The sequence below is a fragment of the Halomonas sp. HL-93 genome (assembly GCF_900086985.1).
Classification (GTDB): domain Bacteria; phylum Pseudomonadota; class Gammaproteobacteria; order Pseudomonadales; family Halomonadaceae; genus Vreelandella.
Genome location: NZ_LT593974.1, coordinates 3,958,521 through 3,974,323, shown reverse-complemented (window position 1 = coordinate 3,974,323; position 15,803 = coordinate 3,958,521). Strand labels below are relative to the sequence as shown.

The following is a 15,803-nucleotide window of genomic DNA, read 5'->3' as shown; positions in this document are numbered from 1 at the left end:
GCGCTAACGGTGACGCTGCAAGCTTCTTGCGGTTTCAATATTCGGCAAAATGGGGCCCAAGTTTTGATGGATCCAATTCAGCGCCTGGATACGGTTATGGACGTTGATTTTGCGGAAAATGTTGTAAAGGTGAGACTTTACGGTGTGTTCGCTAAGAAACAGCTTTTCGGCAATTTGATGGTTAGACGCCCCGGCACTCAGCAGCGAGATGATTTCCATTTCTCGGTTAGTGAGCCCGCAGGCGGGGCGGAAGGCGTTGTTTTGATATTTACGATAAAACAGAATCAACCGTGTCATTAGCTCGCGGGACATCCATAGCTCGCCCTCGAGCAGTGCATGAATTCCCTTACAAATGACATCCAGACTCTCGTGGCGATAGAACACCCCTTTCAACTGTGCGCATGACAAGGCTTCAAGCGCATGATCCATATCGCGGATGTTAAACGCGGCCAAGGGTGTGTTGCTGAGCGCCTCGGGCAGTTGGTGTTGCCAGTCTGGAAGGGTATCAACGCTGATATGATCGCTGTCGATTAGCATCAAGGTGCTACCTGCCGTCGGTGCGGTGGCCCGTTCATGGGGCGACTGAATATGCACATGACACTCGGTATGAGTCCCTAGATATTCCGCAAATAGTTGTGATTGTGGGCTTTTTTCGGTAACGACGAATACCGTATTGGTAGCCTTTTCCTGCGGCATTGGAGGACCCTCGTAGAAAAAACGATTGAGCAGGTAGCCATTCAAGTGTTGTCTATTAGTTTTTAAATGTAAACGTATGTTACTAGAAAATCATCAAATAATATGACACATATTGCTTTTTCTATAATAAGTATTTGAATATTAAAGGTTATTATTTTTCTAATACTTTTGACGTTTTTTAAAAAACTACATCACGTTACATTATGATTGCTTTTGTCGAGCCTGGGGCATGCGTAAACTGGTTCTCCACCTTAGGAGGTCGCCGGATGACCAGTACGCAAACGCTTGTGCTTGCCAGCGGCAACGTTGGTAAATTGAAAGAATTCAATGAATTATTAGCGCCACTTGGCTTTGATGTGCGTCCCCAAGCCGATTTTGGTGTCCATGACGTAGCAGAAACGGGGGTGACGTTTGTTGAGAACGCGCTTATTAAAGCCCGCGAAGCGAGCCGACAAAGTGGGTTACCTGCCTTAGCCGATGACTCAGGCCTGGAGGTTGATGCGTTGCAGGGCGCGCCGGGCATCTATTCCGCACGTTATGCCGGAGAGCCCAAAAGCGACCAGCGAAATAACGCCAAGTTGATTGAGGCGTTACAAAGCTACCCAGAAGGCCAGCGAACAGCGCGCTACTGGTGTGTGCTGGTTTACTTACGCCACTCCCAGGATCCGGTGCCCGTTATTGTGCAGCGCAGCTGGGAAGGGGAGGTCCTGGCGCTTCCGCGCGGTGAAGGCGGCTTTGGTTACGATCCACTATTTTGGCTTCCTGATCAGGGAATGAGCGTCGCTGAATTACCCAGTGAAACGAAAAATCGCTTGAGCCATCGTGGGCGTGCCCTGGCCGGGCTCGTCGAGGTATTGAAGGTGGCCCATGGCTGAGCCATTGCCGCCGCTTTCGCTGTATATCCATACGCCCTGGTGCGTACGCAAATGCCCTTATTGTGACTTTAACTCCCACGAGCCCCAGGCCAACGAGCTGCCCGAAGCGGCTTACCTAAAGGCGTTATTACAGGATATTGATGGCGATCTTGACCTTGCGGCTGGCCGAACGATTCAGAGCATTTTTATTGGCGGTGGAACGCCAAGCCTACTTTCACCAGGCTTTTATAAGAGCCTTTTAGGCGAAGTGAATGCTCGCTTACCATTTTCGGATGCGATTGAAATTACGCTTGAGGCTAATCCAGGTACGACCGAGCAGAGCCGCTTTACTGGCTATCGAGATGCCGGTATCAATCGGCTATCGCTCGGGGTGCAGAGTTTTCATTCGGATCAACTAAAAGCACTGGGGCGAATACACAGTGGTGAAGAGGCTATCCAGGCCGTCAGCCAGGCGCGTCAGGCGGGGTTTGATAACATCAATATTGATTTGATGCATGGCCTGCCGGCGCAAACCCCGCAACTGGCGATGGCGGATATCGAGCAAGCCCTAGCGTTATCACCTGAGCACCTTTCCTGGTATCAACTGACCCTGGAGCCGAATACGGCGTTTTATGTTCACCCACCTACACTACCCCAAGAAGAAACCCTTTGGGATATTCAGGACCAGGGGCACCTACGTTTGGAGCAGGCGGGTTTACAGCGCTACGAAATTTCCGCCTATGCGAGGCCTGATCGACAGAGCCAGCATAATCTCAATTATTGGCAATTTGGTGATTACCTAGGAATTGGCGCGGGTGCTCATGGCAAGCTGAGTCGCATTGATTTGCAGGGGCAGTGGCACATTGAACGGCGCTGGAAAACGCGTCAGCCAGACGCCTATTTAAGGCGGGTGAATGATCCGCGTGGTTTTATCGCGGGCAAGCAGTCTATTGCCCAAAGTGAATTGCCCTTGGAGTTTGCTATGAATGCCTTGCGTTTAATCCAAGGTACTCCTATTTCGCTATGGTCGGCGCATACTGGACTGTCGGAAAATGTGTTATTGGCGCGTTTACACAATGCCGAGAAAAAAGGACTTTTGATGGAAATGCCTAAAAGGCTACAAGCTTCGCCTCAAGGTCTATTATTCTTGAACGAATTGCTGGCATTAGTCAGCGATGAGTAATTTCATAATATGCCAAGAAGACGTTAAGGAGTGAGCAATGCGTATTTCTCGACTACTGACCCCGTTAGTGGCCGTCGTGTTTGTTGCCGGTTGTGCAACCTCGAACCCCTCTGGCGGTGGTGAAACACAGCGCTCTAAAACGGCTACCGGCACAGGTATTGGTGCGGCGGTAGGTGCGATTGCCGGTGCGCTGTCAGGTGATGGTAGCAGTAGCCGCCGTGACCGCGCCGTGATTGGTGCTGCGGCAGGTGCCGCTGCCGGTGCCGGCATCGGTGCCTATATGGACCGCCAAGAGCAGCAACTGCGTGAAAACCTTGAAGGCTCGCGTATTGAAATCGATCGCCAGGGCGATGACATTGTATTAAACATGCCTAGCAGTGTGACCTTCGACGTTGATTCTAGTGAGCTAACCAGCGAAGCGCGCAGCTCTCTCAATGAGGTAGCCAGCGTGGTCAGCGAATATGCCGATACCCGTATCAATATCGCTGGCCATACCGACAGTACCGGTGAAGATGCGTATAACCAGCGTCTGTCTGAGCGTCGGGCCGAGTCGGTAGGCGGCTACCTAAGCCAGAATGGCGTATCGTCGTCGCGTTTAAACACCCGCGGCTACGGTGAATCACAGCCGGTGGCCAGTAACGATAACGAGGACGGGCGCAGCCAAAACCGCCGCGTTGAAATTACCTTAACGCCCACCGGGGAAGGCGAAAGCCAAGGCTAAGCAATGACCTTGTCGTGAAGCCTCCCCAATGCCCGCTATGCTGATGTAGCGGGTTTTTTTATGAGTTGTAGAACTATCATGTTGTCATATCAACACGCGTATCACGCAGGCAATTTTGCCGACGTACATAAACATTTAACGTTGTTTGCGACCACTGAATACTTGCTACGTAAGCCCTCGCCGGTGACCTATATCGACACCCATGCGGGTCGCGGGTTTTATCCGTTGTCGAGTAAAGAAACCCAGCGGCTAAAGGAGTATCGCGATGGCGTATGGCCTCTTTGGGAAGCTGCCGAGTCGGTGTCCGATCCTTTGCTATGCGGGTGGCTGGCCGCTTTAACCCGAGCACAGCGTCAACCAGTCGAGTTGATGCATTATCCGGGTTCACCCTGGTGGATCGGCCAAGCACTGCGCCCTAAGGAGCGGCTGTACGGATTCGAGCTGCACCCTGGTGAGCATCAACATTTAGACGACCAGGCACTACCGGAAGGTGTAGAGCGTATTCATGGCGATGGCCTAGAGGGACTGCGCCAACGGCTACCCGTTTCAACGCCTCGGGTATGTATATTGATTGATCCAAGCTACGAACGAAAAGACGAGTATCTGGAAGTGGCGGATACCCTTGGCGTGGCGCTTTCAAAAGCGCGTCATGCAGTGGTCTTAATTTGGTATCCATTACTGCCGGCCGGCCATCACCAGGTATTATTGGAAGGGCTTCAGCGCAGCGGCATCCGCAAAATTTGGCGCAGCGAATTACGCCTGCGAGCGGCAGGTGCCCATGAGCACGGCATGTACGGTAGCGGGATGTTAGTGATTAATCCGCCTTGGGGGCTGGATGAGCGTCTAGCGGGGGCCATGGCGCAGTTGACCCCACTGTTAGGAGAGCAAAGCGACTATCGTGCTGAATGGTTGGTTGGGGAGTAGGTCTCTCGGCGTGTAAACCATCTACTTGCCGATGCAGAAGCTACCAAAAATCTCACCCAGCAAATCGTCGGCGCTGAATTCGCCGGTGATCTCGCCAAGGGCCTGTTGAGCGTCGCGTAGATCTTCCGCCAACAACTCACCTGCACCGTTACCCTCGAGCTGGTGGCGGCCGGTGTCTAGCGCCCTCATTGCCCGGTCAAGGGCGTCTAGGTGGCGACGACGTGCTGAAAAACGGCCTTCCGTGGTAGCCGCAAAGCCCATGATCTCTTTCAGGTGTGTTTTTAAATTATCCACACCCCTTCCGGTTTTTGCTGAGAGACGCACCGTGGGGGGAGTTGTGGATAAGTCGATGCCCGCTTGCTCGGCGCTTGCATCGATTTTATTACGCACCAGCGTGAGGCGTTGCTGGTCTGGGAGCCGGGCAACAAACTCGGGCCAGATCGCCATGGGGTCGGTTTCGTCGGTGGTGGACGCATCCACCAGTAGAAGCACTCGGTCGGCGCGTTCGATCTCTGACCAGGCCCGGGCAACGCCTATCTGTTCCACCGCATCAGGGGTATCGCGTAAGCCTGCGGTATCAATCACGTGTAAAGGCATTCCGTCGATATGAATATGTTCGCGCAGCACATCCCGCGTGGTGCCTGCAATATCGGTCACAATGGCGGTGTCTTGCTCGGTCAGCGCGTTAAGCAGGCTCGACTTACCCGCATTGGGACGCCCCGCGATGACGACGCTCATCCCTTCGCGCATTAACGCCCCTTGCCCTGCGGCCGCTCGTACGTCTGTAAGGTCACGGCTCACGCTGTCCAATAAGCTAGCCACATGGCCATCGGCAAGAAAGTCGATTTCCTCTTCGGGAAAATCAATCGCTGCCTCAACGTATACGCGTAGCTCAATGAGCCGCTGTACCAATTCAGATACCCGATTGGAAAACTCGCCCTGAAGCGAGCGTACGGCATTTTCGGCCGCCGAACGGGAGGTGGCATCGATCAGATCAGCAATCGCCTCGGCCTGGGCAAGATCAAGCTTGTCATTTAGGAAAGCCCGTTCGGAAAACTCGCCTGGCTTTGCCAGGCGTGCGCCCAACTGAACGCAGCGTTCAAGCAGCATATCCATGATCACTGGTCCGCCGTGCCCATGGAGCTCCAATACGTCTTCACCGGTGAACGAGTGAGGGTCGGGAAACAGTAACGCGATCCCCTCATCGATGTTGCTTTCAGCACCCATAAAAGCGCCGTAGTGTGCGTAGCGGGGGGCAGGGCAGAGACCTAGTATAGCGGTGGCGATTTCGCGGCAGGCCGGGCCAGAAACACGGATAATACCGACGCCACCACGACCGGGCGGGGTAGCCAAGGCGGCGATAGTGTCTTGGGTATAGAGTCGGTCAGCCATGAGGTTTCTCGCTGAAAAAAAGCTAGTTTGAGTTTTTCATCCCTAAAACGCCAGACCCCCGCAAAGGCGGGGGTCTGGGTGTCTTCTAGTATCGGCTTATTTTTTGGTTTTCATGCCTTTGCCAATACTTGGGTCCTGCTCGATTTTGCGCGTAATAAAGTACTGCTGCGCCACCGAGATGATGTTGTTGACCACCCAGTAAATAACCAGACCGGCCGGGAACCATAGGAAGAAGAACGTAAAGATGATGGGTAGCATCTTCATGATCTTCGCCTGCATGGGATCGGGCGGTGTAGGGTTCAACTGTTGCTGCACGAACATCGAGATGCCCATCAGAATCGGCAGGATGAAGTACGGGTCTTTCACAGACAGATCCTGTACCCAGAACATGAAGGGTGCGTGTCGCAGCTCAACGGACTCCAACAACATCCAGTAAAGCGCGATAAAGACCGGCATTTGTACCAAAATCGGCAAACAGCCACCCAGAGGATTGATCTTTTCCTTCTGGTAGAACTTCATCATCTCTTGAGACATTTTTTGGCGATCATCGCCGTACATCTCTTTGAGACGCTGCATCTCAGGGCCGAGCTTGCGCATCCGAGCCATCGACTTGTAAGCCTTGGCGGAGAGCGGGAACAGCAGGGTTTTGACCAACACAGTCAGCAGTACAATTGACCAGCCCCAGTTGCCGACGATGTCGTGGATCTTGTCTAGTAACCAAAATAGCGGATTGGCCAGGAACCACAGCCAGCCATAATCCACGGTTAGGCGCAGATTAGGCGCTACTTGCTCGAGGTGATCCTGAATCTTGGGTCCCATGTAGAGCGTGGCACCCAAAGAAGCCTCTTCTTCTGCCGCTAATTCACTAGTGGGGCCTGCAAAGGCAACAACGTTGCGATCGCGCGAATCCGTTGAGACGTAGTAGAGATTTTGCTGATCCTGAGCCGGTGCCCAAGCCGAGACAAAGTAATGTTGGATAATCGCCATCCAACCGCCTTGCGCCTCTTTATTGTTGAAGTTGCCGCCTTGGATATCATCAAAATCAATTTTTTCGTAGCGCTCATCTGGGGTTGAATACGCAGCGCCAAGGTAGGAGTTCATGCCCATGCTAACGCCGCTTGACGGATCAGGGCTGTTGTCCCGGGCGAGCTGGCCGATAAAACGAGCGCTAACGGGCTCTTCAGTGTTATTGGCCAAATAGTAATTGACGTCAACGGCGTAGTTGCCACGCTCGAAGGTAAGGCGCTTGATGACCTCAACACCATTCACTTCAGCGGTCAGGTTCACTTCAACCTGATCGTCGTCGTCGCCAAGTAGGTATTCGTCGCTATCCGGCGTAAACGCAATGCGACGAGCTTCCCCGTCGAGCTGTAAGCCCGAGCGCGCTACGTAGCTGCGCGTTTGATTATCGGATAGCAAAACATAACTGCGGTCTGAATCGAGCGACTGTTTATGCATTGGCAGGGCGGCGTATACGATATCGCCCCCGTGCGGATCAATGCGCACGTCCAGCACATCAGTGGTGACGGCGATGAAGTCACGGCTGTCGCTATCGCTTTCGTTGCTGTCGAGCGCTTCTTCTTCAGACGAGGAAGCGTCGTTACTGGGGACCGATAGATCGTCTGAATCATTGTCACGAGATGAATCGCTGCTCTCAGAAGCGTTGTTATCGCTGCTTTGATTTTGCGATTCCTCGGACGCCGATTGGTAAGACGTCTGCCCGTAATCCTGATTCCACTGTACAACCAGTAGATAGGCCAGAATGGCAAGTGGAATCAGTAATATAAGTCGTTTTACGTCCATGAGGGTTCTGCCCGCTGGGTGGTGAACATGCTAATGGCGCTGTATCAATTACTCGACCCATGACACACGAAAGCCTGCCAGGCGGCAGGCCGAGGTCGAGCGGTGAGGTGCCCATCAAGTATTACGTATTGAGCCTGTAGGGGGCTCGTTGGCCGCCTGTGTGTCGCGCCGTAGCCGTTTCCACATGCCATGGAGTTGACGATGTAATACGTCATTATCCATATCCTGAACGCCACGCCGAGCAAGTACCACAATATCCACTGCGGGAAGCTGGTCTTGACGTAGCCGAACTGACTCGCGGACGAGTCTTTTGAAGCGATTTCGATCAACGGCGAGCTTCACATTTTTTTTGCTGACCACCAAGCCTAGGCGGGGATGTCCTACCGTATTCCAGCGCGCTAGCGCCATCATCCCTTTGCCATGTACCTTGAGGTCTGCTTGCTCAAACACGTAGCGGTAATCCCCAGCATTAAGTAACCGAAAACACCGGGGGAACCCTTGATGCGGCACACGCAATCCGAGATCAGGCGCTCAGACGCTTACGGCCCTTGGCACGGCGACGTGCAATGATGGCACGGCCATTTTTAGTTGCCATACGAGCACGGAAGCCATGCGCGCGCTTGCGCTTGAGAACGCTAGGTTGAAAAGTGCGTTTCATAACTCGTTATTCCCACGTGGTTAGGACGGAAAATGAATTCCAAAATGCCCGGTCCAGTGAGGAACTAGCCGGGAGATTCAATTCAAGACCGGAAATTGTAGAGGCTTACCGCGTCGCGTGCAATTTTTTCCTTACAAAAAAGGCTTATAAGTAAGTTATCAACGCTTGGTGATAGCCATATGAAATTACGTGGAGGCGGCATACAAGACATAAATAAACTACTTCCTGTGTTGTGGCTAATAATGGGGATACATTTTGTTAACAACCCTATATTTTTCCTAAATTTCAATAAGCTATACTCATTGTTTGCTTGTGTATAAGTTGCGCAAAAGGCGATGATAAACGGTTGATTAGCTGTGAATTAATGTCGAATTACGATGAGTTCTGGGCCTCAGTCACATTGGATGATGCAGCTATCATTGCCCTCTATGAGAAAGTTTTCCACAGCTTGTTAAATCAACCTACGCCCGTGTGGATAACCACGCCGTTGGGCGCTACAATGGTCGGCCGTTTTCAACTGATGGTGAGATGAGTGTCACTCGCGCTTTGGCAGCAGTGCCTGGATTACCTGCAGGACGAGCTGAGTTCGCAGCAGTTCAACACGTGGATACGTCCATTGCAGGCCGAAGATAGTGAGGCCAATGAGCTGCGCTTGTTGGCGCCTAATCGCTTTGTACGCGACTGGGTGAGTGACAAGTATGCCAAGCGGATTAGCGAGCTGATGCGTGAGCTTGCCCCTTCAAAACCCCCTAAAGTTAGCCTCACTGTGGGCAGTCGTCGCCCCGCGACCCCTGCCCCGCAACCCCGTGATCTGGGTAATCCCGTTTCTGCCTCCCCAGCACCGCGCTCGTCGGCGGCTGTTCACACTCCGCCGCGAGGTGATATTGCTGATGAGCGTGAAATTGACAGGTTGCGCGAGGAAGGTGGTTCCGGGCGCCGCACCAACGAGCGCCAAGTTCAGGTTGAGGGCAGCCTAAAGCATAACAGTGGACTAAACCCTAATTTTACTTTCGATACCTTTGTGGAAGGTAAGTCCAATCAGCTCGCACGCGCAGCTTCTCGACAAGTCTCTGAGAATCCGGGGGGCGCCTACAATCCACTATTTTTGTATGGGGGTGTCGGGCTAGGTAAAACCCACTTGATGCACGCAGTGGGTAATGGGCTAGCGTTGCGTCGCGAAAATGCGCGTGTGGTTTATCTCCACTCAGAGCGATTTGTGGCCGATATGGTGAAGGCGCTGCAGCTTAATGCGATTAATGATTTTAAGCGGTTTTATCGCAGCGTTGATGCTTTACTTATTGATGATATTCAGTTTTTTGCCGGAAAAGAGCGTTCCCAAGAAGAGTTTTTCCATACATTTAATGCGTTGTTGGAAGGCGGTCAGCAGATGATTTTGACCTCAGACCGCTATCCAAAGGAAATTAGTGGCGTGGAAGAGCGTCTCAAATCACGCTTTGGGTGGGGGCTTACCGTCGCCATTGAACCGCCTGAATTAGAAACTCGGGTCGCTATTTTGATGAAAAAGGCTGATCAGGCCAAAGTCGACTTGCCTCATGATGCGGCGTTTTTTATTGCCCAAAAGATTCGCTCGAATGTTCGCGAGCTTGAAGGCGCGCTCAAAAAAGTGATTGCTGACTCGCACTTCATGGGCAAGACCATTACCCAGGACTTTATCCGTGAGTCGCTGAAGGATCTGTTGGCCCTGCAAGACAAGCAGGTAGGGGTCGATAATATCCAGCGCACGGTGGCGGAATATTACAAAATCAAGGTCGCCGATTTATTGTCCAAGCGTCGCTCTCGCTCGGTCGCCCGTCCTCGTCAAGTGGCCATGGCACTTGCCAAGGAGCTGACTAATCATAGCTTACCCGAGATCGGTGATGCGTTTGGCGGGCGTGATCATACGACGGTGCTGCACGCCTGTCGTAAAGTGAAGGCTTTGCAAGAAGAAAGTGCGGATATTCGTGAAGATTATAAAAATTTATTACGCCTACTGACCAGTTAACCCCTAGGACGGACCTGTCTTTAGCAGGTCTTTCAGGATATAGAACGGAGTATTGATGAAATTTTCGATTTCCCGAGAGGCGCTGCTACGTCCACTAACGCTGGTAGCAGGCGTGGTAGAGCGTCGTCAAACGTTGCCTGTTTTATCTAATGTACTGATTCAGGTTGACGGCGATCAGGTCGCCCTGACCGGTACAGATCTTGAAGTTGAACTGGTTGGTCGTACTGTCGCCAGTCAGGTAGATCAGGAAGGCTCGGCAACCGTGCCGGCGCGTAAGCTGATGGATATATGTAAATCGCTACCTGATCAGTCAGATATTCAGCTAGCGGTAGAAGAAGGCCGGGCTGTACTGCGTAGCGGTCGTTCCCGATTTACGCTTTCCACATTACCTGCCGCCGAGTTTCCATCTATTGAAGATGCTGAAGGAAGCCAGGAGTTTAGCGTCCCTCGAGGCACGTTAAAGCACTTGATCGAAGCCACATCCTTCGCAATGGCGCAGCAGGATGTGCGTTATTACCTTAATGGCATGCTCCTTGAAATACAGAGCAATTTATTGCGTACCGTCGCTACGGATGGCCACCGTTTGGCGATGTGTTCGCGCCCCGTTGACGTGACGGTTGACCAATCGCAAAAGCTCATCGTGCCGCGCAAAGGGATTCTTGAGCTGTCACGCTTACTGGATGACAGTGACGAACCGGTTAGTCTGACACTCGGTTCGACCCATGTACGTGCTCATACGGGGGATTTCACATTTACCTCTAAGTTGATAGACGGAAAATTTCCTGATTATGAGCGTGTGGTTCCCCGCAACGGCGATAAAGTATTGATCGCCGAGCGCGCAGAACTTCGCCAAGTTCTTTCCCGTACCGCTATTCTGTCAAATGAGAAGTACCGAGGAGTGCGTCTCTATCTAGAAGAAAATAATCTCAAGGTGATGGCCAACAACCCTGAGCAGGAAGAAGCGGAAGAGAACATTGGTGTTGAATATTCTGGTCCAGCCATGGAAGTGGGCTTTAATGTCGGCTATTTGGTCGATGTAATGGGTGTATTGGATGAGGATCGGGTTCAGATCACCCTTGCTGACCCGAATAGTAGCGCGCTTTTAGAAGAGCCTGGCGGTGGTGATGCGCTCTACGTTGTCATGCCGATGCGATTATAAGCCTTCATTTCACGGCAAAGGCCAACGATAGCGGCGCTTCTAACTTGGAGGCGCCGTCTATGTTTTTAGGGCGCACAGAATAAGTGACGGGTTAATGGGTCTTCTCCAGCTTAATCTCGATGGTCTACGCAACTTGATGCCAGTAGATATGGCCCCGTCGTCCGGCATTAATGTGATTAACGGGGTTAACGGAAGTGGCAAAACAAGCCTGCTTGAAGGTATCCATATTTTGGGTATGGGCAGGTCGTTTAGAACGCGTCAGCTCAAGCATGCTATCCAAACCGATGCGCCTCATTTAACGCTATACGGCCGTGTGGCAGGAGACCCTGATGTGACCCTAGGGGTGCGTCGTTTGCGCAGCTCTAGTGAGCTAGAACTGCGCGTCAAGGGGGATAAGAATGCGCGTCTTGCGGATTTAGTTGAAGCAATGCCGTTGCAGCTGATTAACCCTGATGCCTTTCGTCTCTTGGAAGGGTCTCCCTCAGGGCGTCGTGAGTTTCTAGACTGGGGTGTGTTTCACGTGAAACATCGTTTCCTGGAAATATGGAAGCGAACACGTCGAGCGTTGAAACATCGGAATGCACTGTTGAGGCATGGTAGAATAGCACCTCAAGAACTTTCAGTGTGGGAGCTTGAGCTTGCCACATGGGGTGAGCAAATGGATGCGCTTAGGCGTGCTTGGTTTGCTGAGTTTCTACCTGTATTTGAAGAAACACTTGAGCGTTTGCTTCCATTGCCGGGCTTAACGCTTCACTACGCGAGAGGGTGGGATAAAAAAAGGGCATTAGCTGATGTGCTGCAGGCTAGCCGCTCGACAGATCAGCAAATGGGCTTTACACAGCAAGGTCCTCAACGTGCTGACTTACGTATTAAGCTAAACAAGCAGCCCGCTATTGAAGTACTTTCCCGAGGCCAACAGAAATTGGTGGTGAGTGCGTTAAAGTTAGCGCAAGGTCGGCTTCTGGAAAGTGCATCACAGAGACACTGTATTTACCTGATTGACGACTTACCCGCCGAACTTGATGAGCGGCATCGTTCACGGTTTTGTCAGTTACTCGAAGATATGCAATGCCAAGTATTTATAACCAGCGTCGAACCTGGAGCTTTAAGGCAAACATGGCAAGCTCATACTCCGGTTAGCATGTTTCACGTGAAACATGTTGCCAATGGACTGAGCAAGCTGGCGCCTGAAGGTTAGACGACACGGATTGAGACAGACTTCACGACGGAGTGGTCAATGAGCGAGCAGGCTTACGATTCATCAAGCATCAAGGTGCTCAAAGGGCTGGACGCTGTGCGCAAGCGTCCAGGCATGTACATCGGCGATACCGACGACGGCACAGGGCTGCATCACATGGTCTTCGAATTGGTGGATAACTCCATCGATGAAGCCCTGGCGGGTCACTGCAGCGAAATCCGTGTGGTTATTCACCCTGATGAATCCATCACGGTTAGCGATAATGGGCGTGGTGTGCCTACCGAGATTCACGAAGGTGAGGGCGTATCAGCGGCCGAAGTTATTATGACCGTTTTACACGCGGGTGGTAAGTTTGACGATAACTCGTATAAAGTCTCTGGCGGTCTCCACGGCGTAGGTGTTTCCGTGGTTAACGCATTGTCTGAAGAGCTGCGGTTAACGATCTGGCGCCAGGGTGACGTTTTCGAGCAGGTTTATCACCACGGTGTTCCTCAGGCTCCGCTCGGCGTTGTCGGGAAGACAGAGAAAAGTGGCACCCGGGTACATTTTCGACCTTCGCCGGATACCTTCACAAGTATCGAATTTCACTATGATATCTTGGCGAAACGGCTAAGGGAGTTGTCTTTCCTGAATTCTGGCGTTGCCATCCGCTTGTTAGATGAGCGTAGCGGAAAGGAAGAGCTTTTTCATTACGAAGGTGGTTTGAGAGCGTTTGTTGATCACCTTAACCAGAATAAATCGGTTCTCAACCCTGTGTTTCACTTCAATGCTGTGCGTGAAGACGGCATAGAAGTGGAAGTGGCCATGCAGTGGAACGACTCATTTACCGAAAATATTTTCTGTTATACCAATAATATTCCCCAGCGCGATGGTGGTGCGCACCTGGCAGGATTTCGTGCATCGCTTACCCGTACGTTAAATAGCTATATAGAAGCCGAGGGTCTGCTTAAAAAAGCCAAGGTCAATACCTCTGGTGACGATGCACGCGAAGGTTTGACCGCGATTATCTCAGTAAAAGTACCTGATCCGAAGTTTTCTTCACAAACCAAAGACAAGCTGGTTTCCTCTGAAGTGAAAACAGCGGTTGAACAGGAAATGGGCCGTCTGTTCTCTGATTATTTGATTGAGAAGCCAAACGAAGCCAAATCGATCGTCAATAAGATGCTGGACGCAGCGCGGGCTCGTGAAGCCGCCCGTAAAGCCCGGGATATGACTCGCCGTAAAGGTGCGCTGGATATCGCAGGTTTGCCCGGTAAGCTTGCCGATTGCCAAGAGAAAGATCCCAGTCAGTCTGAGCTTTACCTGGTAGAGGGTGATTCAGCGGGCGGTAGTGCGAAACAGGGCCGTGACCGTCGCACGCAAGCGATACTGCCGCTTAAAGGTAAGATCCTTAACGTTGAGAAGGCTCGTTTCGACAAAATGTTGTCGTCGGCAGAAGTCGGTACGTTAATAACCGCGCTTGGCTGTGGCATTGGTCGCGAAGAATTTAATCCCGATAAGTTGCGTTATCATTCGATCATTATCATGACCGATGCGGATGTAGATGGCTCGCACATCCGAACGCTACTACTTACGTTCTTTTTCCGGCAGATGCCTGAACTAATTGAACGTGGACACGTGTTTATTGCCCAGCCGCCGCTATATAAGATTAAGCGTGGCAAGCAAGAGCTGTATCTAAAAGATGAACAAGCCATGGTCGACTATTTGACCACAACGGCGCTTGATGGAGCCGGCTTGTATGTTAACGCTGACGCGCCTGGGATTGCAGGTTCGCAATTAGAAGCGTTGGTGAATCAATATCGCAATGTGATGAAGCGGATTGATCGACTTGCCCGTGTCTACCCCATTGAGGTTCTCAAGCAGGCTGTTCATGCCACCGCACTCCAGGGTGAATCAAGTCTTAAAGATCGCATTACCATGGAAAACTGGATTGCTGAGCTGCAGAAAGTCATGGACGATATGGTGGCTTATGAAGGAGGACCGCGTTATCAATTCTACCTTCAGGAAGACACTGAGCGCGGGCTTCACCTGCCAGCTGTGTCACTAATCGCTCACGGCGTTACCACCGAGTACCTATGGGGCTTGGATTTCTTTGAAAGTGCAGATTATCGCGCCATTGCAGGTTTGGGCGAGACGTTGAACGGTTTGCTGGAGGAGGGGGCTTATATTGCTCGTGGTGAGCGCCAGAAGTCTGTTTCGCATTTCTCCGAAGTGCTAGTTTGGTTGATGCAGGAAGGGCAACGAGGGCTTTCTGTACAGCGGTATAAGGGCCTTGGCGAGATGAACCCTGACCAGCTGTGGGAAACGACGATGGACCCCGATAGTCGGCGCATGCTGCGTGTTACAATTGAAGACGCCGTTGCTGCTGACATGATGTTCAATACGTTAATGGGTGATGAGGTTGAGCCGCGCCGTGACTTTATTGAGACGAATGCGTTGGTAGCCAACCTTGATATATAAGTATGTGACTACATGTTTCACGTGAAACATGCCAGATAGTTGTAAAAAAATGCCGCACCAGCCTTAATGCCGGTGCGGTTTTTTTCATGCTGAAGTAACTACAACTAGTTTTGCATGCACAGCCAGTCAGTAAAATCGGCAAGATCTCGATAGATTAGTGCTTTACGAAGTCCGCTATTCTTTTGCAACGTTTTCTCGCCTTTCCCGGTTCTAACCAGTACAGATCGACAACCTACAGCTTCGCCCGCCTGGAGATCGCGAAGGCTATCGCCTACCATCCAGCTGCCCTCTAAACTTGCCATCCCTAGCTGCTCTTGAATTTGGGTGAGCAGCCCCGGTAGTGGCTTACGGCAAACGCAATGGTCATCTGGGCCATGCGGGCAGTAGGCAATATAAGCGATATGCCCCCCTTCTGCCTCCACAAGGTCAATTAAGTGAGCATGTATGTCACGCAACGTTGTTTCACTATAATAGCCACGGGCAATACCCGATTGGTTAGTGGCTACGGCTACGGTAAAACCAGCCTTGGTTAGCTGCGCGATAGCGCTGATCGATGAAGGGTAGGGAATCCACTCTTCAAGCGACTTAATATAAGCATCTGAGTCATGATTGATCACTCCGTCGCGATCGAGGATAACCAGTTGATTGGCGCTGATCATAGAGGGCCTTATAACGTTGCGCAGATCGAATGTGAGTCAGCGTAATACGCTAGCAGCAAGAGCGCGAGGGTGTTTCACGTGAAACAGTGACTAT

14 protein-coding genes are annotated in these 15,803 nt (G+C 51.7%); 8 read left to right on the top strand and 6 right to left on the bottom strand.

Annotation, left to right across the window (positions count from 1 at the left end; all coding sequences use genetic code 11):
• Positions 1-3 precede the first annotated feature (3 nt).
• Entirely contained in the window at positions 4-696 is a 693-nt protein-coding gene (locus GA0071314_RS18460; protein WP_074398093.1) for a response regulator transcription factor, read from the bottom strand.
• 266 nt (positions 697-962) lie between these two features.
• Between GA0071314_RS18460 and rdgB the strand changes: the two genes are divergently transcribed.
• The 4 genes from rdgB (at position 963) to GA0071314_RS18440 (ending at position 4,378) form a co-directional block, all read left to right on the top strand.
• Positions 963-1,571 carry an RdgB/HAM1 family non-canonical purine NTP pyrophosphatase gene (rdgB, locus tag GA0071314_RS18455; protein ID WP_074398092.1) on the top strand — a complete coding sequence of 203 codons (609 nt, stop codon included), beginning with the start codon at positions 963-965 and terminating at the stop codon, positions 1,569-1,571.
• The gene (gene hemW / locus GA0071314_RS18450) at positions 1,564-2,733 is read left to right on the top strand and encodes a radical SAM family heme chaperone HemW (RefSeq protein WP_074398090.1); all 1,170 of its coding nucleotides are present in this window, start codon (positions 1,564-1,566) and stop codon (positions 2,731-2,733) included. Before rdgB ends, hemW begins: the two co-directional genes overlap by 8 nt.
• 37 nt (positions 2,734-2,770) lie before the next feature.
• The gene (locus GA0071314_RS18445; RefSeq protein WP_074398088.1) at positions 2,771-3,454 is read left to right on the top strand and encodes an OmpA family protein; all 684 of its coding nucleotides are present in this window, start codon (positions 2,771-2,773) and stop codon (positions 3,452-3,454) included.
• Between the two features lie 78 nt (positions 3,455-3,532).
• Entirely contained in the window at positions 3,533-4,378 is an 846-nt protein-coding gene (locus GA0071314_RS18440; protein ID WP_074398087.1) for a 23S rRNA (adenine(2030)-N(6))-methyltransferase RlmJ, read from the top strand.
• Between the two features lie 21 nt (positions 4,379-4,399).
• On the opposite strand, the gene mnmE is transcribed toward GA0071314_RS18440, so the two are convergent.
• The 4 genes from mnmE to rpmH form a co-directional block, all read right to left on the bottom strand.
• Positions 4,400-5,770 carry a tRNA uridine-5-carboxymethylaminomethyl(34) synthesis GTPase MnmE gene (gene mnmE, locus GA0071314_RS18435; RefSeq protein WP_074398085.1) on the bottom strand — a complete coding sequence of 457 codons (1,371 nt, stop codon included), beginning with the start codon at positions 5,768-5,770 and terminating at the stop codon, positions 4,400-4,402.
• Between the two features lie 96 nt (positions 5,771-5,866).
• The gene (gene yidC / locus GA0071314_RS18430; RefSeq protein ID WP_074398083.1) at positions 5,867-7,573 is read right to left on the bottom strand and encodes a membrane protein insertase YidC; all 1,707 of its coding nucleotides are present in this window, start codon (positions 7,571-7,573) and stop codon (positions 5,867-5,869) included.
• Positions 7,574-7,687: 114 nt separating this feature from the next.
• A complete protein-coding gene (gene rnpA, locus GA0071314_RS18425; RefSeq protein ID WP_074398081.1) occupies positions 7,688-8,083 on the bottom strand; it encodes a ribonuclease P protein component in 396 nt (131 codons plus the stop codon).
• A gap of 13 nt (positions 8,084-8,096) precedes the next feature.
• A complete protein-coding gene (rpmH, locus tag GA0071314_RS18420; protein ID WP_074398078.1) occupies positions 8,097-8,231 on the bottom strand; it encodes a 50S ribosomal protein L34 in 135 nt (44 codons plus the stop codon).
• A gap of 532 nt (positions 8,232-8,763) precedes the next feature.
• On the opposite strand from rpmH, the gene dnaA reads away from it, so the two are divergent.
• The 4 genes from dnaA to gyrB all read left to right on the top strand — a co-directional run bounded on the left by dnaA (position 8,764) and on the right by gyrB (position 15,050).
• A complete protein-coding gene (gene dnaA / locus GA0071314_RS18415) occupies positions 8,764-10,233 on the top strand; it encodes a chromosomal replication initiator protein DnaA (protein WP_074398077.1) in 1,470 nt (489 codons plus the stop codon).
• A gap of 55 nt (positions 10,234-10,288) precedes the next feature.
• On the top strand, positions 10,289-11,392 hold the full coding sequence (dnaN, locus tag GA0071314_RS18410; protein ID WP_074398075.1) for a DNA polymerase III subunit beta: 1,104 nt from the start codon (positions 10,289-10,291) through the stop codon (positions 11,390-11,392).
• Positions 11,393-11,486: 94 nt separating this feature from the next.
• Positions 11,487-12,590 carry a DNA replication/repair protein RecF gene (gene recF / locus GA0071314_RS18405; protein ID WP_074398073.1) on the top strand — a complete coding sequence of 368 codons (1,104 nt, stop codon included), beginning with the start codon at positions 11,487-11,489 and terminating at the stop codon, positions 12,588-12,590.
• A gap of 39 nt (positions 12,591-12,629) precedes the next feature.
• Positions 12,630-15,050 (top strand): DNA topoisomerase (ATP-hydrolyzing) subunit B, encoded by a 2,421-nt coding sequence (gyrB, locus tag GA0071314_RS18400; RefSeq protein ID WP_074398071.1) that lies wholly within the window; start codon positions 12,630-12,632, stop codon positions 15,048-15,050.
• A 104-nt stretch (positions 15,051-15,154) separates the two neighbouring features.
• Here the strand turns inward: gyrB and gmhB are convergent, their stop codons facing one another.
• A complete protein-coding gene (gene gmhB, locus GA0071314_RS18395) occupies positions 15,155-15,709 on the bottom strand; it encodes a D-glycero-beta-D-manno-heptose 1,7-bisphosphate 7-phosphatase (RefSeq protein WP_074398070.1) in 555 nt (184 codons plus the stop codon).
• Between the last annotated feature and the right edge of the window lie 94 nt (positions 15,710-15,803).